The sequence below is a fragment of the Pseudomonas sp. LjRoot277 genome (assembly GCF_964253845.1).
Lineage (GTDB): Bacteria > Pseudomonadota > Gammaproteobacteria > Pseudomonadales > Pseudomonadaceae > Aquipseudomonas.
This window is the reverse complement of sequence record NZ_CAXURI020000001.1, coordinates 1,556,645-1,575,547: the sequence shown is the minus strand read 5'-3', so window position 1 is coordinate 1,575,547 and position 18,903 is coordinate 1,556,645. Positions and strand designations below refer to the sequence as shown.

Genomic DNA, 18,903 nt, shown 5'->3' with positions numbered 1-18,903 from the left:
CTTTGGTGGGCTTTTTGTTTTGGCGTTCGATAATCGCCCACAACCCGCTTTAGCTGATTGAACCATCTGGTACATTCCCCGCACCATTCGTCGCACAAGACCAATAACAACAGGTTCGACACCATGCCCCCGCGCCCTGCCCTGTCCGGCTGATCCCCTTCGTTTTTGCCCTGATTTCAAATTTTTGTCTGCAACCCCAGGTTGCGGCAGCGCCCCGTTTCACGCCTAAAAACTAGAGAGACCCGAGCACATGACACCTTCCACCACGCAATACTGGTTCCCCAGCCTCATCGCCGTTGCACTGGCCAGTACGGCTCTGCCCGCCATGGCCGAGGAGTCAGGCTTTGTCGAAGGTGCCAAGGTCAACCTGAACCTGCGCAACTTCTACATCAATCGCAATTTCACCAACCCGACCAAAGCTCAGGGCAAGGCTGAAGAATGGACACAAAGCTTCATCCTCGACGCCAAGTCCGGGTTCACTCAGGGCACCGTCGGGTTCGGCATGGATGTGCTGGGGCTGTACTCGGTGAAACTCGACGGCGGTAAAGGCACGGGTGGTACGCAGTTGCTGCCGCTGGATCACGACGGTCGCCCGGCGGACAACTTCGGTCGCACCAACGTGGCGTTCAAAGCCAAGCTGTCGCAGACCGAAGTGAAGGTGGGCGAATGGATGCCAGTGCTGCCGATCCTGCGTTCGGACGACGGCCGCTCCCTGCCGCAAACCTTCCGTGGTGGCCAGATCACCTCGAAGGAAATCGACGGTCTGACGCTCTACGGCGGCCAGTTCCGCGCCAACAGCCCGCGTGACGACAGCAGCATGAACGACATGTCGATGACCGGAAAACCGGCGTTCACTTCCGACCGTTTCAACTTCCAGGGCGGCGAATACGCCTTCAACGAGAAGCGCACCCAGATCGGTGTGTGGAACGCCGAACTCAAGGACATTTACAGCCAGCAATACGTGAATCTGATTCACAGCCAGCCCATCGGCGACTGGACCCTGGGCGCCAACCTCGGTTTCTTCTACGGCAAGGATGACGGCAGCGCCCGGGCCGGCGAGCTGGACAACAAGACCTGGTCAGGCCTGTTCTCGGCCAAATACGGCGGCAACACCTTCTATGTCGGCCTGCAAAAACTCACCGGCGACAACGCCTGGATGCGAGTCAATGGCACCAGCGGCGGCACCCTGGCCAACGACAGTTACAACGCCAGCTATGACAATGCGAAAGAAAAATCCTGGCAGGTACGTCATGACTACAACTTCGTCGCCCTCGGCATTCCCGGCCTGACCCTGATGAACCGCTACATCAGCGGCGACAACGTCCACACCGGCACCATCACCGACGGCAAGGAGTGGGGCCGCGAAAGCGAACTGGGCTACACCGTGCAGAGCGGCGCGCTCAAAAACCTCAACGTCAAATGGCGCAACTCGACCATTCGCCGCGACTTCAGCAACAACGAGTTTGATGAGAACCGGTTGATCGTCAGCTATCCGATCAGCCTGCTATAACCGCGTTCAGGCAGCGACCGCAGGATTAAGGCGGTCGCGTGCCTCTCACCGCTGGTCGGTACAAACTGGCGCTTTGTGTGTTCACAGATACAGTCAGGAAGCGTGTTTAGTTCTCCATCCTGATGTAGGAGCCCCTTTTTTTCTTCCGTTATCTCCGGATGCTGTACGCGAAGCTGCCATGACCACGGAGGTCAGGTATGAGCAAGCGAATAGTTATCGTCGGTGGCGGCGTAGGTGGAACGATGTTGGCCAATCAACTGGTCAGCAAGCTGTATCCAGAAATCCTGCGCGGCGAAGTCTCGATTGCACTACTGTCCAATTCCCCCGATCACTACTACAAACCTGCGTTCATGTACGTGGCGTTCAATCAGTTCTTTGAAGAAGAACTCAAGCGCCCGGAACGTTCACTGTTGCGCCCGGAAATCAGCTTTTACGTCGAAGAAGTCACGGGTTTCGATTTCCCCGGACAATGCTTGAAAACCCGCAGCGGCAAGCGCTATGGCTATGACTTTCTGGTCATTGCCACCGGTTGCGTGCCCGCGCCGGAGCGCATCGAAGGCTTGAAAGAAGCCGGCGACCACTTCTACCAATATCAGCCCGCCCGGCAGTTGGCAGAACGGCTGAGCACGATCAAAAAAGGCCGGATCTTCATCACGGTGTCTTTCCCGCAGACACCCAACGTGCCGCACCAATGCGGCATTGCGCCGGTAGAAACGACGTTGATGCTCGACGACTTCCTGCGTCGTCGGGGCGTGCGGGACCAGGTGGAAATCGTCTACACCTACCCGACCACGGCTCAGTTACTGCGTAACTGCCTGTTCCTGCAACGCCCCACCGGGGAAATCCTGCCCGGCATTTTCGAGCAGAAGAACATCCGCTTCCAACGCGGCTTCACCCTCAGCCGTGTCGATCCCGAGCGAAAAATTGCCTACTCCGAAGAAGGCGAAGAGCAACCCTTCGACATCCTGATGGCGACTCCGCCGATCCGCGCTGTCGATGCCGTACTTGAGTCCGGTGTTTCAAAAGCGCCCAACAACGAAGGTTGGCTGCCGACCCACCACGAGACCCTGCAGGTCTACGGCCTGGAACACGTCTACGTGATTGGCGACACCGTCGATCTGCCGGTGAGCAAGGCCGGTGGTGCCTGCCATAACCAGGCGCCGGTCATCGCCAACAACATTGCCGCCGAGATTCGCCTCGGCGCGCCCAACAGCGTCTACGACGGGCGGGTTCAGGCCGTGGCACAGATGGGTCTCAACGCCGGTATGCCGCTGTGGTACGACTACGCCCATGACGTCCTGCCGACACCGCCGACCAAACTCGGCGGTCTGCTGAGAAATGGCTTCAATCGTGGCCTGTACTGGGCGGTTGCCCGTGGAATGCTTTGATCCGCTCAGGGAGGCGTAAACAATGACGAACCTATCAGATGAAACGCTGGCGACCAGCGCTGCCGGCATGCCAGCGACGCCGGGACTCGTCGCCTTGATGGCAAAACTTCAGCCACTGATCGACGGCGGTCGGCTGGACAACATTGTCGATGTGCTATCGCTGGTCTCGGACATGTCCGACCTGCTGGACGCAGCGATGGTGGAAAAACTGGCGCGGCTGTTCGAAAACGCTACGGCGGCCACCTGGACAGTCAGTAACGCCGTGCGCCTGGCCAAGGCCGAGGTCGCCGCCGCCCCCGAGCCGCCGGGGGCCTATGCGTTGATCAAACTGCTGAACGACCCGGACACGCGCAAAGGCGTGGCGGTTGTCCTGAAAACACTGAATGTCATCGGAAGACAACTGTAACCGCCAGAGAGGATCACCTCATGAGCGTCAAACTTGAATCGGCAGGGAAAGCCTGTACCGACTGGGACGCCAAGGCGTACCAGCAGTTTTCCCGCCTCAGGCAACGACCGGTCAATGAATTGCTCGACCGTGTCGAACTCAAACAGCCCAAGCGCATCTACGACCTGGGATGCGGCACCGGCATCGCCACGCAACTATTGGCCAAGCGTTGGCCTCGAGCGCAGTTGCAGGGCATCGACAGTTCGGAGCAAATGCTGGACGAAGCCCGTTGCCTGCCGATCAAGACGTTGTGGAAACAGTGCGATCTACTCGACTGGCAACCCGAACAACCGGCGGACCTGCTGTTCGCCGCCGCCGTACTGCACTTCGTCAGTGGTCACGAACAGTTGTTGCCGCGACTGCTCGGCCAGCTCAATCCGGGTGGATGCCTGGCAGCGCACATGCCCGACTGGCGGGATGCGCTGTGGTATCAACTGATGCTCGACACCCTTGAGGATGCAGGCCCCGGTGGCAAACCACTCGGCACCCCGCTGTTGCGCGAGGCCATGGCTGCGCGACCGCTGTTGTCTTTGGAAAGTTACTACCGGTTGCTCTCACCGATCACCCGGACACTGGATATCTGGGAGACAGAGCAGCTCCAGGTTGTCGACGGCAAGTCGCCCATCTATGACTGGGTCAAAGTCTCGGCGCTGCGGCCGGTGATGCAGGCGCTGAAGGATGATGAACAGGCGCGGTTCATTTACCACTACCTGATGCGCGTGCATGCGCATTACCCGCCGGAGAGCGACGGGCACACGTTGTTTCCGTTCAAGCGGATATTCATTGTCGCCACCGTTGATTAAGTATCAAGGCGACTACCGCCTTCGCGAGCAAGCCCGCTCCCACATTCGACCTCATTCTCCCAGGAGGAACTCGGTTAAATGTGGGAGCGGCGGTGCGACGATTCGACTTGCTCGCGAAAGCGTCAGCTCAGATACCGCAAATCGCCAGGATCACTCCCGCGATTCAACCCCCAACTCATCCCACACCGACTCCGCCAGATGGAACGTCGCATTCGCTGCCGGAATGCCGCAGTAGATCGCGCTCTGCATGATCACTTCCTTGATCTCGCCGCGGGTCACGCCGTTGTTCGCGGCGGCGCGCAGGTGCAGTTTGAGTTCTTCGTTGCGGTTCATGCCGATCAGCATGGCCATGGTGATCAGGCTGCGGGTATGACGCGGCAGCCCCGGACGGGTCCAGATGTCGCCCCAGGCGTGACGGGTAATCATTTCCTGAAACTCCGAGTTGAACTCGGTCAGCGCGTTCAGGCTGCGGTCGACGTGGGCGTCGCCGAGCACTGCACGGCGGACTTTCAGGCCTTCGTCGTAACGTTGTTTCTCGTCCACAAAATAACCCTCAATGACCTGACAAAAACGCCAACACGCGTTCGCTGAATGCAGCACCGGCCTGGACGTTGGACAGGTGCGCCGCATAGAACTCGGCGTACTCGGCGCCCTGCACATGTTCCTGAATGAAGTGCCCACCGGACGGTGGCGTGACCGCGTCTTCGGTGCCGGCGATGACCAGCAGCGGCACCTTGATCGAGGACAGCTGATCGCGGAAATCGGCATCGCGCACGGCGGCACAGTTCGCCGCATACCCTTCCGGCGAGGTGGCCGCGAGCATGTCAGTGATCTTCTTCGCGGCAGCAGGATTGGCTTGAGCAAAATCCACGGTGAACCAGCGCGCAATCGACGCATCACGCAAAGCGACCATGGCGGCCGGACCGTCACGCAGCACGGTTTCGATCCGCGGATTCCACACCGACGGATCACCGATTTTCGCTGCGGTGTTGCACACCACCAGTTTGTTCAGGCGATCACCAGCGTTGATCCCCAGCCACTGGCCGATCAAGCCGCCCATGGACAGGCCGCAGAAATGTGCGCGCTCGATGTGCAACGCATCCAGCAGCGCCAGCACGTCATGACCCAGTTGCTCGATGCTGTACGGCCCCGGTGTGACCAGCGATTTGCCATGGCCACGGGTGTCGAAACGCAGCACGCGGAAATGCTCGGTGAACGCCGCAATCTGCGCGTCCCACATGTGCAGGTCGGTGCCCAGCGAGTTGGACAACACCAGCACCGGCGCATCCGCCGGGCCATCGAGTTGCGGCCCTTGAATTTGGTAGTGCAGTTCGCCCTCGGCGAGTTGTACGAAAGCCACAGCAATCTCCTTCAGGCAGTCAACGCAGAATGTTCAGCCACCGCTCGCTCGACCCAGGTATGGGCCTGACCGAGGTAATGGGCGGGGTCCAGCAGATGATCGAGTTCAGCATCCGACAGTTCGGCGGTCACTTGCGGCTCGTCGCCGAGTACCGCTCGCAGATGACGTTGTTCAGCCACTGCGCGCTTGCAGCATTGCTCCAGCAAATGGTGCGCTGTGTCGCGCCCCACTCGTTGGGCGAGGACGATGCTCACTGCTTCGGCAAGCACCAGGCCTTGGGTCAGATCGAGGTTGCGGGCCATGCGCTCGGCGTCCACTTCCAGTCCTTCCGCCACCAGCCGCGCCTGCTTCAGGCTGCCGGACACCAGGCAGCAAATCTCCGGCAGGGTTTCCCACTCGGCATGCCACAGGCCCAGACTGCGCTCGTGTTCTTGGGGCATGGCGCTGAACAGGGTCGAGAGTAAACCGGGTACGCGAGTCGCAGCACCGATCAACACCGCCGCGCCCACCGGGTTGCGTTTGTGCGGCATGGTCGAAGAACCGCCCTTGCCCGGCGCAGAAGGCTCGAACACTTCAGCGGCTTCGGTCTGCATCAACAGGCTGATGTCGCGGCCGAGTTTGCCGAGGCTACCGGCGATCAATCCCAGTACCGAGCCGAACTCCACCAAGCGGTCTCGCTGGGTGTGCCAAGGTTGATCCGGCAGTGTCAGTTTCAATTGTTCAGCCAGCGCTTGGGCTATCGGCATCGCCTGCTCGCCGAGGGCCGCGAGGGTTCCAGAGGCGCCGCCGAATTGCAGCACCAGCAGTCGCGGCTTGAGTTCCCGCAGACGCTGACGACTGCGAGTGACAGCGCCCAACCAACCGGCGATTTTCATGCCGAGGGTGACGGGCGTCGCGTGCTGCAACCAGGTGCGCCCGGCCAGCGGTGTGGCGACGTGACGCTGGGCTTGGGCCGAGAGGGTTTCGCCCAATTGCGCCAGATCGCTTTCGATCAGCTCCAGCGCACGGCGCAGTTGCAACACCAGACCGGTGTCCATCACGTCCTGGCTGGTCGCGCCCAGATGCACATAGCGCTCGGCTTCGGCATTGTTGGCCGCGATCTGCTTGCCCAACGCCTTGACCAACGGAATCGCCGAATTGCCGGCCGTGGCAATCGCCTCGCCGAGGGCGACAAAGTCGTAATGCCCGGCCTGACAGGCCGCTTCAATCGGCGCGACAGCCGTCTGCGGGATCAGCCCGACTCGCGCCTCGGCACGGGCCAGTGCTGCTTCGAAATCAAGCATCGCTTGAACCCGACCCTGATCGCAGAACACCTCACGCATATCGCGGGCAGTGAAATAGGCATCGAACAATTGATTGCCCGGTCGCTCGTTCATAAACAGTCCCTGGAGGCGTGGGCCGGTCAGGCCCACGGGTAAAGATCAAAGGTCGCTTTCCAAATACTTCGCCTGTTTCGGCAAGCGCAGGCTGAACAGGAACGCCACCGCCATCATCACCGTCACGTACCAGTAGAAGGAGTTTTCCATGCCCCCGGCCTTGAGGCTCAGAGCCACATATTCCGCCGAACCACCGAAGATTGCATTCGCCACCGCATACGCCAGGCCGACGCCCAAGGCGCGCACCTCCGGCGGGAACATTTCGGCTTTTACCAGGCCGCTGATGGAGGTGTAAAAACTGACGATCGCCAGCGCCACGGTAATCAGCACGAAGGCCAGGAACGGACTGCTGACGCTTTTCAGGCTCAGCAGGATCGGCACGGTGAACAACGTCCCCAGTGCGCCGAACCACAACATCGAGTTACGTCGGCCGATCTTGTCCGCGAGCATGCCGAACAGCGGCTGCATGCACATATAAAGGAACAGTGCGCCGGTCATGATGTAGCTGGCGGTCTTGGCGTGCATGCCGGCGGTGTTCACCAGGTACTTCTGCATGTACGTGGTGAAGGTGTAGAAAATCAGCGAGCCACCGGCGGTGTAACCGAGCACGGTAATGAACGCAGCCTTGTGGTCGCGGAACAGCGCACGGATGCTGCCGGCGTCCTTGTTTTCGCGCATTTCCTTGCTGGTGGTTTCCTTCAGCGAACGACGCAGGAACAGCGAAATCAACGCCGCCGCCGCACCGACGACAAACGGGATCCGCCAGCCATAGGCGCGCAAATCATCCTCAGTGAGGAACTGTTGCAAGACCACCACCAGCGACACCGCCAGCAGTTGCCCACCAATCAGCGTCACGTACTGGAACGAGGCGAAGAAACCGCGCTGGCCCTTGAGGGCCACTTCACTCATATAGGTCGCGGTGGTGCCGTACTCACCGCCCACCGACAGGCCCTGCAACAAGCGGGCGAACAGCAGCATGATCGGCGCCCAGACGCCGATGTCCTTGTAGGTCGGCAGGCAAGCGATGAGCAACGAGCCGAAGCACATCATCAGAATCGAGATCAACATCGAATTCTTGCGCCCGTGCTTGTCCGCCAGCCGGCCGAAGATCCAACCGCCGATGGGCCGCATCAGGAACCCAGCGGCGAATACGCCAGCCGTATTCACAAGCTGCACGGTCGGGTTATCGGACGGGAAAAAGGCAGGGGCGAAATAGATCGCGCAGAAGGCGTAGACGTAGAAGTCGAACCATTCGACGAGGTTGCCGGACGAGGCGCCGACTATCGCGAAGATCCTTTTGCTGCGTTCTTCGCCGGTGTAGAGCGCCGTAGTAGCAGTGTTAGTTGTCATTGTTTTTCACTCAATGGGGACTGTGAGAGTCTAGACATACTTTGCAACAGTCCCGTTCCACAGATAGATCAGTAACGCGATCCCTGTGGGAGCGGGCTTGCTCGCGAAGGCGTCGTGTCAGTCGATATCAATGCTGCCTGATACACCGCCTTCGCGAGCAAGCCCGCTCCCACAGGTGAAGGGTGTTCACTCAATAATCAAAGAACACCGTCTCGGCATCGGTGCCCTGCAGGATCACATTCCACTGGTACACACCGGACGCATCCTTCTTCGCCAGCAAGGTGCTACGGCGTTCAGCCGGCACACATTCCAGCAGCGGATCCGCCACGTTGGCCGGTTCGCCATCAAAGTAAATCCGCGTCAGCAAGTGCTTCACCAACCCGCGAGCAAACACCAGCACCACCAGATGCGGCGCCTGAGTCGTGCCTTTCAAGCCTTCCACCGTGCCCGGCTTGATCGTGGTGAAACGGAAGCGCCCTTCTGCATCCACCGGCACCCGGCCAAACCCTTCGAAGTTCGGGTCCAGGGGTTTGTCCTGATCGTCTTCGGGGTGGTCGTACTTGCCGGCGGCGTTGGCTTGCCAGACTTCCAGCATCGCGTCGTTGACGACGTCGCCGTTGCCATCGATGACTTGCCCGGTGATCGCCACGCGCTCGCCCAGGGTTTGTTCGACGGTCAGGTCTTCGCGGTTCAGCCAGGTCAGGCCGATGTGGTAATACGGCCCGACGGTGTGGGACGTGGTCGCGTTCAGCGTCATCTTATTTCTCCATCGGCGTGGCTTCGCGGCCGCGCAAGACGATGTCCCAGCGATAACCGAGGGCATAGGAAGGGATGGTTTTTTCCAGGTCGAAACTGGCGATCAAACGCTCTTTGGCGCTGGTATCGGGTACGCAGTTGTAGATCGGGTCGTAGGCCAGCAACGGATCGCCCGGGAAATACATCTGCGTGACCAGGCGCGTCAGGATGCTCGGCCCGAACAGTGAGAAATGGATGTGCGCCGGGCGCCACGCATTGTGGTGGTTGCCCCACGGATAGGCGCCGGGTTTGATGGTCTGGAACTGGTACCAGCCATCGGCGTCGGTCACGGTCCGGCCGGTACCGGTGAAGTTCGGGTCCAGCGGTGCGTCGTGCAGGTCGCGATCATGGTTGTAGCGACCGGCGGCGTTGGCCTGCCAGATCTCCACCAGAATACCTGGCACCGGCAAGCCATCTTCATCCAGCACGCGGCCGTGAATGATGATGCGCTCACCCAGTGGCTCGCCCTTGTGCTGGGCGGTCAGGTCGTTGTCCTTCTCGTGCACACGCTCGGCACCGATGGTCGGACCGGTAATTTCCGACAGCGAATGGGGCAAAAACACCAACGGCTTGGACGGCGAGCGACGGTTGGTGGATTGATAGGCCGGGTGCAGGTATTCCGGCTGGGTGCCCTCTTGCGGGCGGCGGTAACCAGGCTTGTCAGTCATGAAGCATTCCTCAGTTCTTATTCATCAACGCTGCGCGTCAGACCCGTTCGATCGCCAAGGCCAGACCCTGGCCCACGCCGACGCACATGGTCGCCAGACCTTTCTTGCCACCGGTCTTTTCCAGCTGATGCAGCGCGGTCAGTACCAGACGCGCGCCACTCATGCCCAACGGATGGCCCAAGGCAATGGCGCCACCGTTCGGGTTGACCTGGGCCGCGTCGTCTGCCAGTCCCAGTTCACGCAGCACCGCCAAGCCTTGGCTGGCGAACGCTTCGTTGAGTTCGATCACGTCGAAATCGCTGACGGCCAGGCCGAGGCGCTCGGTCAGTTTGCGCACCGCCGGCACCGGGCCGATGCCCATTACACGCGGTGCGACACCGGCACTGGACATGCCCAGTACTTTGGCGCGAGCCGTCAGGCCGTGCTTTTTCACGGCGTCGCCGGAGGCCAGAATCAACGCCGCCGCACCGTCGTTCACCCCGGAAGCATTGCCGGCGGTCACGGTTTTGTCGGGACCGTTGACCGGTTTCAGTTTGGCCAGGGTTTCCAGGGTGGTGTCGGCGCGAGGATGCTCATCCTGGCTGACGACACTTTCACCCTTCTTGTGGGCAATGCGCACTTCAACGATTTCTTCGGCGAAAAATCCTGCGGCTTGCGCGGCGGCTGTCCGTTGCTGACTGCGCAGTGCGAAAGCGTCCTGATCCTCGCGGGAAACTTCGTAATCGTCAGCCACGTTGTCGGCCGTCTGCGGCATCGCATCCACGCCGTATTGGGCTTTCATCAACGGGTTGATGAAACGCCAGCCGATGGTGGTGTCTTCCAGCTTCATGTTGCGCGAGAACGCCGCATCAGCCTTGCCCATCACGAACGGCGCGCGGGACATCGACTCGACGCCGCCAGCAATCGCCAGCTCCATCTCGCCACTGGCGATGGCGCGGAAGGCGGTGCCGATGGCGTCCATACCCGAGGCGCAGAGGCGATTGAGGGTCACGCCCGGAATGGTTTCCGGCAGACCCGCCAGCAACAGCGCCATGCGCGCCACGTTGCGGTTGTCTTCGCCGGCCTGGTTGGCGCAACCGAGGAACACCTCGTCCACCGCGTTCCAGTCTACCGACGGGTTGCGCTCCATCAGCGCCTTGATCGGCACGGCGGCCAGGTCGTCGGCGCGAACCGCCGACAGACCACCGCCGAAACGGCCGATGGGGGTGCGAATCGCGTCGCAGATATAAACGTCACGCATCAGGCTTCTCCGGGTGCTTGGCCGTGGGCCGCGGCAGTGCGGGCTTCCAGATCCCTGAGTGCCTTCAGTTCGACATCCGTTGGCTCGGCTGTGTTTTCAACATTTTCTGCAAAACGAACAGCCCAACCGGTAGCCGCGGTCACTTGTTCACGGGTCACGCCTGGGTGCAGCGCGGTGACCACGAATTCATGGGTGCCGACTTCCGGTTCCATGATGCACAGGTCAGTGATGATGCCGACCGGACCGGCGCCCGGCAGGCCAAGACGCTTGCGCGAATCACCGCCCTCGCCATGGCCGACCGAGGTAATGAAGTCGAGTTTGTCGACAAAGGAACGCGCCGACTGCTTGAGGATGATCAGCACGCTTTTCGCCGAGCCAGCGATCTCCGGCGCACCGCCGGCACCCGGCAGGCGGACTTTCGGCGCGTGGTAATCGCCAACAACCGTGGTGTTGATATTGCCGAAGCGGTCGACTTGCGCGGCGCCGAGGAAACCGACGTCGATGCGCCCGCCCTGCAACCAGTAGCGAAAAATCTCACCGGTCGGGACGACGGTGTCGGCGGTTTCCGCCAGTTCACCGTCACCGATCGACAGCGGCAGTACGCTCGGCTTGGCACCGATCGGACCCGATTCGTAGATAAGGACTACATCCGGCGAGGAAGTCAGACGCGCCAGGTTGGCGGCTTTCGACGGCAGGCCGATGCCGACGAAGCACACCGAACCGTTTTTCAGACGGCGGGCAGCGGCAACGGTCATCATTTCATTGGTGGTGTAAGTCATTATTTGGCCTCCGAAGCAGCGGCCAGTTTGGCCTGGAACTCGCTGAAGTCAGCGCAGCCGTGGATGTACTCGTTGATCCACGCGGTGAAGGTTTCACGGTCGCGGGCAATCGGGTCCCAAGCCTGGTAGAAACGGTTATCACGCTCGTTGTAGCCGTGAGCGTAGGACGGATGCGCACCGCCGGGAACGTGGCAGACAGCGCTCAACGCCCAAGTCGGCAGAACGCAGGAGTTCATCGGTGCATTGAGGTCGTCGACGATTTCTTCGACAGTAACGATGCAGCGCTTGGCGGCCAGTGCCGCTTCTTTCTGCACGCCGAGAATGCCCCACAGCAGCACGTTGCCTTTGCGGTCGGCTTTCTGTGCGTGAATCACGGTGATGTCCGGACGCACCGAAGGCACGGCCGCCAATACTTCACCGGTGAATGGGCAGGTGACAGTTTTGATCAGCGGGTTGACCTTCGGCAGGTCGGAGCCGGCGTAAGCACGCAGTACCGCGAACGGTAGGCCGGAAGCGCCAGCGACGTAGGCATTGGCCAGGTCGGCATGGCTGTGTTCTTCGATTTCCAGCGCGTGTGGCCACTGCCTCTCGACGGCGTCACGCAGGCGGTGCAGCGAACCGACGCCCGGGTTACCGCCCCAAGAGAAAATCAGCTTGCGAGCACAACCGGCGCCGATCAACTGGTCGTAGATCAGGTCAGGCGTCATCCGCACCAGGGTCAGGTCTTTCTTGCCCTGGCGAATGATTTCGTGACCCGCCGCCGTAGGGATCAGGTGAGTGAAGCCTTCGAGCGCGACCGTATCGCCGTCGTTAACGAATTGCTTCACCGCGTCGTGCAGCGAAAGGATTTCAGCCATGGGGCAGGCTCCCGTTTTGTTATGAACCGACAGTGGAAGAAAAAGGCGCGATGCGCAGCGCCGGAATGACTGAAGAGTAAGCCCCTGAAAATCGTCAAACAATCCGATAATCGACTGAGTGTTCGTTTATCGAACAGATTGTTATCTGCCTACCGATCCTCTGAACCCTGGATTCAGGTCGCATCCGCATGACTGACCATGCCTTTGATCACCACCGCCGTGGTCGCCAATGCCGCTGGAATCACCAGCGCTGTCAGCACCTGCTCGAAGTTCCAGCCCAGCCCCAGTAACGTTGCGCCCATCCACGCACCAAGGATCGCGCCAAAGCGGCCAATCCCGAGCATCCACGACACCCCGGTCGCCCGCCCCTGCGTCGGATAAAACCGCGCCGCCAGTGAAGGCATCGCCGATTGCGCACCGTTGACGCACATCCCGGCCACCAGCACCAACGTCGCCAATAGCGTGATGTTGCCCAGGCTCTGCCCTACCGCGTAGGCAAACACCCCGGCGAATAGATAGAAAATGCCGATAACCTTGTGCGGATTGAATCGGTCCATCGCCCAGCCCACGCCCACCGCGCTCAATACCCCGCCAAACTGGAACAACGCGCCGATGAACGCCGCCTGCTCCATGCTCGCGCCACTGTCACGCATCAGCGTCGGCAGCCAACTGGTCAGCAGATAAACGATCACCAGCCCCATGAAATAGGTCAGCCACAGCAACAAGGTGCCGGTGCTGTAAGTGCCGGAGAAGATCACCGCGAACACGTTGCGGGCCTTCACGGTTTTCTGTTCCGGCACGCTGAAGCTGGAAGCCTGGGCGACGACGGTTGGGTCGATGGGCGCCAGGGTCTTGCGCACTTTGTCAGTGCCGCGATTGCGGACGACGAGGTAGCGCGCCGATTCCGGCAGCCAGAACAGCAATACGACGGCGAGGATCAGCGGCAAAATCCCGCCGATCATCAGCAGACTGTGCCAGCCAAACGCCGGGATCAGTTTGGCGGAAATGAAACCGCCGCCCGCCATGCCGAGGTTGAAACCGCAGAACATGCTGGTCACCAGCAGGGATTTCTTGCGCTCCGGGGTGTATTCGGACAGCAGCGTCGTGGCGTTCGGCATGCCGGCGCCAAGGCCCAGGCCAGTGAGGAATCGCAGCACCAGCAGCTGATCGACGTTGGTGCTGTAAGCCGAAGCCAGGCTGAACGCGCCAAACAACAGCACCGCGCCCACCAGTACGATTTTTCGCCCGAAGCGGTCAGCCAATGGGCCAGAACCCAGTGCGCCAAAAACCATGCCGATCAACGCCGCGCTCATCACCGGGCCGAGACTGGCGCGGTCGATGCCCCAATCCTGTGACAGGGCGGGCGCGATGAAACCCATGGCCGCCGTGTCGAGGCCATCGAGGAAAACAATCAGGAAACACAGGATCACCACTCGCCATTGGTAGCGCGAAATGGGTTGAGCATTGATGAAGGACTGCACGTCGAGGCAGTTTCCTACAGCAGACTGGGGCTGGTTCATTATTTTTATTCCACGCAAAGAACGCAGTCGAACAGGTGCCAGCCGAGGCTGGCGCTGCCGCGACATTAGTGATCTTGGGGAAAGAGCGTCAATTCGATAAACGCAAGTCTGTGCGTTTATCGAACAGCTTAGGCAAATGGCTTACGCAAAGAGTTGCGCGCTGAGGTCGCGACTCGCGCTCAGGAGGCCGGGCAGGAAACGTTGTTCCAGCTCGTTGCGGCTGACTCGGCCGGCGTGGGTACTGACGTTTAGCGCCGCGACCACTTGGCCGGAAGCGTCGTACACCGGAACGGCAATCGAGCGCAGGCCTTGTTCCAGTTCCTGATCGACGATGCACCAGCCTTGCTGCCGCACCTCTTGCAGGCATTCGAGCAACGCCTCGGGGGTGTGCAAGGTTCGGCTGGTCTTGGCTTGCAGCTCTGCATGGTCGAGGTACTCGCGCAGTGACGTATCGTCCAGCGCCGCGAGAAGAATCCGCCCCATCGAAGTGCAATAGGCGGGCAGACGACCACCCACCGACAGGTCGACGGAAATCAGTCGCTGGGTGGTGGCCGAACGAGCGATGTACAAGATGTCATCGCCTTCCAGAGTGGCCATGTTGCAGGCTTCATGAAGTTGCTCGCTCATGCGGTCCAGGTAGGGCTGGGCGGAAACCGCCAGCGGCGTCGAGGACACATAGGCATGGCCAAGCGTCAGTACTTTGGGCAGCAGCGAATACGTGCGGCCGTCGGTGGTGGCGTAACCGAGTTTGATCAGCGTGTGCAGGCAACGTCGCACAGCGGCGCGGGGGATTTCCGTGCGGTGACTGATCTGAGCGATGGTGAGATGACGTTTGCGCTCCTGGAACGCTTGCACCACGGCCAGGCCACGGGCCAGGGAGGTCATGAAATCCGGGTCGCCGGTCAGTGCCTGGATCCGCTTGGCGGGCGAGGCAACGATCGGCGGCGCCACTGAAGCGAAGGAATTGCGCATTTGATCGTTCATATAAGGTCCTTTTCCCACACGGTTCAGCGGCTATTACAAGCGGCAGCCGGTCCCTCACACAACCCCGGGCAGCCAAGACTGTTCGATTATCGAACCATCGACCGATAATCGCAATCTGACCAGCCGATTATTGAACGGGCTCGCACCTGTTTTTACACGGGCTCTGACGCAGACTAGAAGTGTCGATGTAATTGTCCTAACTTGTTCGACTTGATGGCGTCAGAAAGGCATCACTGTAACGTCGTGCCGCCGAGCGACCTAGTTAGCCGTATAAAGTTGCGAGTAACAAAACAATCACACATCAAGACCTACTTTTAACTCTTTGGCGATAGTGTTCTTCGAATCGACCGCTATAATGAAATTCAGTGGTGACCGGTTTTTAATTGCCGATTCCGCCACCCGGTAGCGCGATGTTCCATCGCCGTTGCCCGCAACAAACGCGTGACACTCACTTCATATGCTTCGCCAAGGTGTTCGCTGAAACAGGAAACTGATGCTACGTCAGCTGTTTATCTCTGGTGTCGTGGCCGCCTGCAACATGGAAGTAATTGATCGCAACGCCGTAAAAAATGATGCCTTTGCGGGCCTTGTCCTTTCGGCGAGCGTGGTCAAATACATTTGATGCAGCGCGTTTCACCAGAATTTATCTCAACTCAATCAGGTAGCACTGTGACGAAAGACGAACTGCGCGCGGAACTTGAGCGCCAGGAACAACGTTACAAGGAAGTTTACGGCGGGGAAGTCACCACCTACGCCGCTCAGCCCGAACCGGAACGCAAACCCTGGCGTAAACGCGCCACCGTTCAGGATCAGGCTTTCACTCAAGAATTGCAAAAAATGGAAAAGGAACTCAAAGCCGAAGAGCCATAAGCCCTCGGCCTGAATCCTTTCAAGGGTCTGCGTCTGCACCCGTTAAAAACGGGATGTATCGATGATGCCTTTCGCGCCCGCTACGAGCGGGCAGCGGCCACCTCACCCACCGGATGAGGCAAATGGCTCATGTCTGGCCCTCTTTTCAGATATTTCACACAAGCGTTAAAACCTCTTGGTCCTACGAGAGGACGCCTTGTGGTTGCGGCCTTTTCAAAGAAATTCAATGACTTGCAAAACCCAGTAAAAACCTGGGGTTTTGGCTGCTGCCACAAATTAATTCGTTGAAGAATGTTACCGATGAGCAGCAAGTGCATTGATTAGCAGTCTTTTCTGGCATAATCGCGCCCCCTTACGACCGGGTCAGAAAACCTTCATGATCGATTTATTCAGCGGACTAGATGCTTGGGTGCTTGTGAGCCTCTTGCTCGCCCTGGCCTTTGTCCTCGCCTTCGAGTTCATCAACGGCTTTCATGACACCGCTAACGCGGTGGCCACTGTTATCTACACCAAAGCCATGCCGCCCCATCTGGCGGTGTTCTTTTCCGGTGTGTTCAACTTTCTTGGCGTGCTGCTGGGCGGTGTCGGCGTGGCGTATGCCATCGTCCACCTGCTGCCGGTAGAGCTGTTGATCAATGTGAACACCGGTCACGGGCTGGCCATGGTGTTCTCGCTGCTCGCCGCCGCCATCACCTGGAACCTGGGCACCTGGTACTTCGGTATCCCGGCTTCCAGCTCCCATACGCTGATCGGGTCGATCCTCGGTGTCGGCCTTGCCAACGCCTTGATCAACGAAATTCCGTTGGCTGATGGCGTGAACTGGCAGAAAGCGATCGATATCGGTGCGTCCCTGGTGTTCTCGCCAATGGCGGGCTTCCTGGTCGCCGCTCTGATATTGATCGGCCTTAAATGGTGGCGTCCACTGTCGAAGATGCACAAGACACCGGAACAGCGCCGCAAGATCGATGACAAGAAACACCCGCCGTTCTGGAACCGCCTGGTGCTGGTCATTTCGGCCATGGCCGTGAGCTTCGTGCACGGCTCCAATGATGGCCAGAAAGGTATCGGCCTGATCATGCTGGTGCTGATCGGCATCGTTCCGGCGCAGTTCGTACTCGACCTGGGCAGCACAACCTACCAGATCGAACGGACTCGCGACGCGACCCTGCACCTGAGCCAGTTCTACAAGCGCAATGCCGATACGCTGGGTGAATTCCTGGCCCTGGGCAAAAGCGTGGAAGGCGACCTGCCGGAGAAATTCCGTTGCAATCCGCAACAGACCGAACCGACCATCACCGCCCTGCTCGGCACCCTTAAAGGTGTAGCGGACTACCACACGCTGCCGGCGGAAAGCCGCATCGAAGTGCGTCGCTACCTGCTCTGCCTGGACGACACGGCGAAGAAAGTCAGCAAGCTTCCTGGTCTCGCGGCCCGTGAAAAGGCTGACCTGGACAAGCTGCGCAAAGACCTGACCACGACCACCGAATACGCCCCGTTCTGGGTGATTCTGGCGGTCGCCCTGGCCCTCGGCCTGGGTACCATGGTGGGCTGGAAGCGCGTGGTTCTGACCATCGGCGAGAAGATCGGCAAACAGGGCATGACTTACTCCCAAGGCATGTCGGCACAGATCACTACCGCGAGCCTGATCGGCATGGCCAACATCTTCAGCCTGCCGGTTTCCACCACCCACGTCCTGTCCTCGGGCGTGGCCGGCACCATGGTCGCCAATAAAAGCGGCCTGCAAGGTGGCACCGTCAAAACCATCCTGCTGGCCTGGGTCCTGACCCTGCCAGCCACAGTAGCCCTGTCGGCCGGCCTGTTCTGGTTGGCGTCGAAGGCGCTGGGCAGCTGATACATCGCTGCAACGAAAAAGGCGCGTTCCGTGAGGTTCGCGCCTTTTTTATTGCCGAGTATTCATGCTGAACCGGTGGGGCTTTATTTTCAGTTAGATATTCGCAGGCAAAAAAAAAGGGCAACCGAAGTTGCCCAAAATGCCTTGCGTGCTCATTGCTTCCAGAAAGACCTACGGTTTGCGCTTATGCGAATCCTTCCAGATAAAAAATCCAAACCCTGCAAAAAACAGAACCATGAGGCCGACTGTCAGCACTCCGGCGATCACCACGTTGTCGAAAAACATGACTGGCCTCCTGCACTTGCCTTGTTGCGATGGGGCTAAGTTAACCAATCAGGCAGGAGAAAGAATTGACCGGGATCAATGTCGCCCGAGACTGGGCGTAAAGGAGGGGAATAACTGACCTGCATCAACCAATGCAGGGTGTTTCAACGCTTTTTCGGTTTGTTCTTCGGCTTCTTCTTCGCTTTACCCAGTGGCATGGCGTGCTCGAACGCCTGGCGTACTTCGTTCAGGCGCTTTTCATTAAGGTCATGAACCCGCTTGGCGCGTTCGGCGTTGAGGTCAATCAGCTTGTCGTCTTGGCTCATGGTGCTCAGTGCATCGCTTGGAATGAAATTCAGTTGCCGTGTCTGCAGGCAAGGATGTGCCAATAATGCGGTCTGACGGCAGCGCTGACCAGCCGTGACCTCAAATCTGGATATCGACCCACAAACCCTGACGTGGCTGATCTTCCATCAATGGCGCCACCGGCACGGTATTGTCGGCGTTGAGCTCGTCACCAGGAATCGCCAAGTGTTCTTCAGGATCTTCATCGGCTTCGCGGCGGCGCCTTTGCTGTTCCTGCTTGCGGCGCTGTTCCTCGCGCAGCTGAAATGCCGCCTCTTCCGGATCGCGCTGTTGCAGATCTATGGTGCTTTCGTTGGAGCTTTCCTGCACCGGCACCACGGGAGGAATATCCGGCCGCTGGCGAATCGGATCCTGCTGTGAGGTGATTGGCACGGCACTCAAGGGGAGCATCGGTGGCAGCATAATTATTAGTCTCCTGTCAGCAGGCTGTCGGCTGCGGGGATGGCGACTTGAGCCATCGGTCGCAAACTGTGACC

The 18,903-nt window shown here is 59.7% G+C and carries 21 protein-coding genes; 7 read left to right on the top strand and 14 right to left on the bottom strand.

Features of this window, described 5'->3' with window-relative positions:
- Positions 1–250 precede the first annotated feature (250 nt).
- The 4 genes from ACSQ87_RS07485 (at position 251) to ACSQ87_RS07470 (ending at position 4,146) form a co-directional block, all read left to right on the top strand.
- On the top strand, positions 251–1,510 hold the full coding sequence (locus tag ACSQ87_RS07485) for an OprD family porin (RefSeq protein ID WP_223433156.1): 1,260 nt from the start codon (positions 251–253) through the stop codon (positions 1,508–1,510).
- Positions 1,511–1,707: 197 nt separating this feature from the next.
- Positions 1,708–2,898: an NAD(P)/FAD-dependent oxidoreductase gene (locus ACSQ87_RS07480; protein WP_223433155.1), complete on the top strand. Its 1,191-nt coding sequence runs from the start codon at positions 1,708–1,710 to the stop codon at positions 2,896–2,898.
- Between the two features lie 22 nt (positions 2,899–2,920).
- On the top strand, positions 2,921–3,304 hold the full coding sequence (locus tag ACSQ87_RS07475; RefSeq protein WP_436273573.1) for a DUF1641 domain-containing protein: 384 nt from the start codon (positions 2,921–2,923) through the stop codon (positions 3,302–3,304).
- Positions 3,305–3,324: 20 nt separating this feature from the next.
- A complete protein-coding gene (locus ACSQ87_RS07470) occupies positions 3,325–4,146 on the top strand; it encodes a methyltransferase domain-containing protein (protein ID WP_223433153.1) in 822 nt (273 codons plus the stop codon).
- A gap of 150 nt (positions 4,147–4,296) precedes the next feature.
- Here ACSQ87_RS07470 and pcaC read toward each other — a convergent pair whose 3' ends face one another.
- From pcaC to pcaR, 11 genes are all read right to left on the bottom strand, one after another.
- The gene (pcaC, locus tag ACSQ87_RS07465; protein ID WP_033060940.1) at positions 4,297–4,689 is read right to left on the bottom strand and encodes a 4-carboxymuconolactone decarboxylase; all 393 of its coding nucleotides are present in this window, start codon (positions 4,687–4,689) and stop codon (positions 4,297–4,299) included.
- Positions 4,690–4,699: 10 nt separating this feature from the next.
- The gene (gene pcaD, locus ACSQ87_RS07460; RefSeq protein WP_223433152.1) at positions 4,700–5,506 is read right to left on the bottom strand and encodes a 3-oxoadipate enol-lactonase; all 807 of its coding nucleotides are present in this window, start codon (positions 5,504–5,506) and stop codon (positions 4,700–4,702) included.
- 11 nt (positions 5,507–5,517) lie between these two features.
- Positions 5,518–6,882, bottom strand: coding sequence for a 3-carboxy-cis,cis-muconate cycloisomerase (locus ACSQ87_RS07455; RefSeq protein WP_223433151.1), 1,365 nt, complete (start codon positions 6,880–6,882; stop codon positions 5,518–5,520).
- Positions 6,883–6,927: 45 nt separating this feature from the next.
- Entirely contained in the window at positions 6,928–8,232 is a 1,305-nt protein-coding gene (locus ACSQ87_RS07450) for an MFS family transporter (protein WP_223433150.1), read from the bottom strand.
- Positions 8,233–8,422: 190 nt separating this feature from the next.
- Positions 8,423–8,989 carry a protocatechuate 3,4-dioxygenase subunit alpha gene (gene pcaG / locus ACSQ87_RS07445; RefSeq protein ID WP_033060947.1) on the bottom strand — a complete coding sequence of 189 codons (567 nt, stop codon included), beginning with the start codon at positions 8,987–8,989 and terminating at the stop codon, positions 8,423–8,425.
- A gap of 1 nt (position 8,990) precedes the next feature.
- Complete coding sequence (gene pcaH, locus ACSQ87_RS07440) at positions 8,991–9,695, bottom strand: protocatechuate 3,4-dioxygenase subunit beta (protein ID WP_223433149.1); 705 nt, start codon at positions 9,693–9,695, stop codon at positions 8,991–8,993.
- 37 nt (positions 9,696–9,732) lie between these two features.
- Complete coding sequence (pcaF, locus tag ACSQ87_RS07435; protein ID WP_191623471.1) at positions 9,733–10,938, bottom strand: 3-oxoadipyl-CoA thiolase; 1,206 nt, start codon at positions 10,936–10,938, stop codon at positions 9,733–9,735.
- Entirely contained in the window at positions 10,935–11,717 is a 783-nt protein-coding gene (locus tag ACSQ87_RS07430; protein WP_223433167.1) for a CoA-transferase subunit beta, read from the bottom strand. Before ACSQ87_RS07430 ends, pcaF begins: the two co-directional genes overlap by 4 nt.
- Complete coding sequence (locus tag ACSQ87_RS07425) at positions 11,714–12,571, bottom strand: CoA transferase subunit A (RefSeq protein ID WP_123719760.1); 858 nt, start codon at positions 12,569–12,571, stop codon at positions 11,714–11,716. Before ACSQ87_RS07425 ends, ACSQ87_RS07430 begins: the two co-directional genes overlap by 4 nt.
- 173 nt (positions 12,572–12,744) lie before the next feature.
- Positions 12,745–14,091 (bottom strand): MFS transporter, encoded by a 1,347-nt coding sequence (locus ACSQ87_RS07420; RefSeq protein WP_111450928.1) that lies wholly within the window; start codon positions 14,089–14,091, stop codon positions 12,745–12,747.
- 141 nt (positions 14,092–14,232) lie between these two features.
- Entirely contained in the window at positions 14,233–15,075 is an 843-nt protein-coding gene (gene pcaR / locus ACSQ87_RS07415) for a pca regulon transcriptional regulator PcaR (protein ID WP_008147316.1), read from the bottom strand.
- 493 nt (positions 15,076–15,568) lie between these two features.
- Between pcaR and ACSQ87_RS07410 the strand changes: the two genes are divergently transcribed.
- From ACSQ87_RS07410 to ACSQ87_RS07400, 3 genes are all read left to right on the top strand, one after another.
- Positions 15,569–15,697 carry a hypothetical protein gene (locus tag ACSQ87_RS07410; protein WP_263288751.1) on the top strand — a complete coding sequence of 43 codons (129 nt, stop codon included), beginning with the start codon at positions 15,569–15,571 and terminating at the stop codon, positions 15,695–15,697.
- A 47-nt stretch (positions 15,698–15,744) separates the two neighbouring features.
- Complete coding sequence (locus ACSQ87_RS07405) at positions 15,745–15,945, top strand: hypothetical protein (RefSeq protein ID WP_007935837.1); 201 nt, start codon at positions 15,745–15,747, stop codon at positions 15,943–15,945.
- Positions 15,946–16,321: 376 nt separating this feature from the next.
- Positions 16,322–17,797: an inorganic phosphate transporter gene (locus tag ACSQ87_RS07400; RefSeq protein WP_223433148.1), complete on the top strand. Its 1,476-nt coding sequence runs from the start codon at positions 16,322–16,324 to the stop codon at positions 17,795–17,797.
- A gap of 171 nt (positions 17,798–17,968) precedes the next feature.
- Here the strand turns inward: ACSQ87_RS07400 and ccoM are convergent, their stop codons facing one another.
- The 3 genes from ccoM to ACSQ87_RS07385 all read right to left on the bottom strand — a co-directional run bounded on the left by ccoM (position 17,969) and on the right by ACSQ87_RS07385 (position 18,829).
- Positions 17,969–18,082 carry a cytochrome c oxidase subunit CcoM gene (gene ccoM / locus ACSQ87_RS07395; RefSeq protein WP_010462558.1) on the bottom strand — a complete coding sequence of 38 codons (114 nt, stop codon included), beginning with the start codon at positions 18,080–18,082 and terminating at the stop codon, positions 17,969–17,971.
- Between the two features lie 143 nt (positions 18,083–18,225).
- On the bottom strand, positions 18,226–18,387 hold the full coding sequence (locus tag ACSQ87_RS07390; RefSeq protein WP_095128014.1) for a hypothetical protein: 162 nt from the start codon (positions 18,385–18,387) through the stop codon (positions 18,226–18,228).
- A 100-nt stretch (positions 18,388–18,487) separates the two neighbouring features.
- Positions 18,488–18,829, bottom strand: a complete 342-nt coding sequence (locus ACSQ87_RS07385; RefSeq protein WP_095128015.1) for an aspartate-semialdehyde dehydrogenase — start codon at positions 18,827–18,829, stop codon at positions 18,488–18,490.
- Between the last annotated feature and the right edge of the window lie 74 nt (positions 18,830–18,903).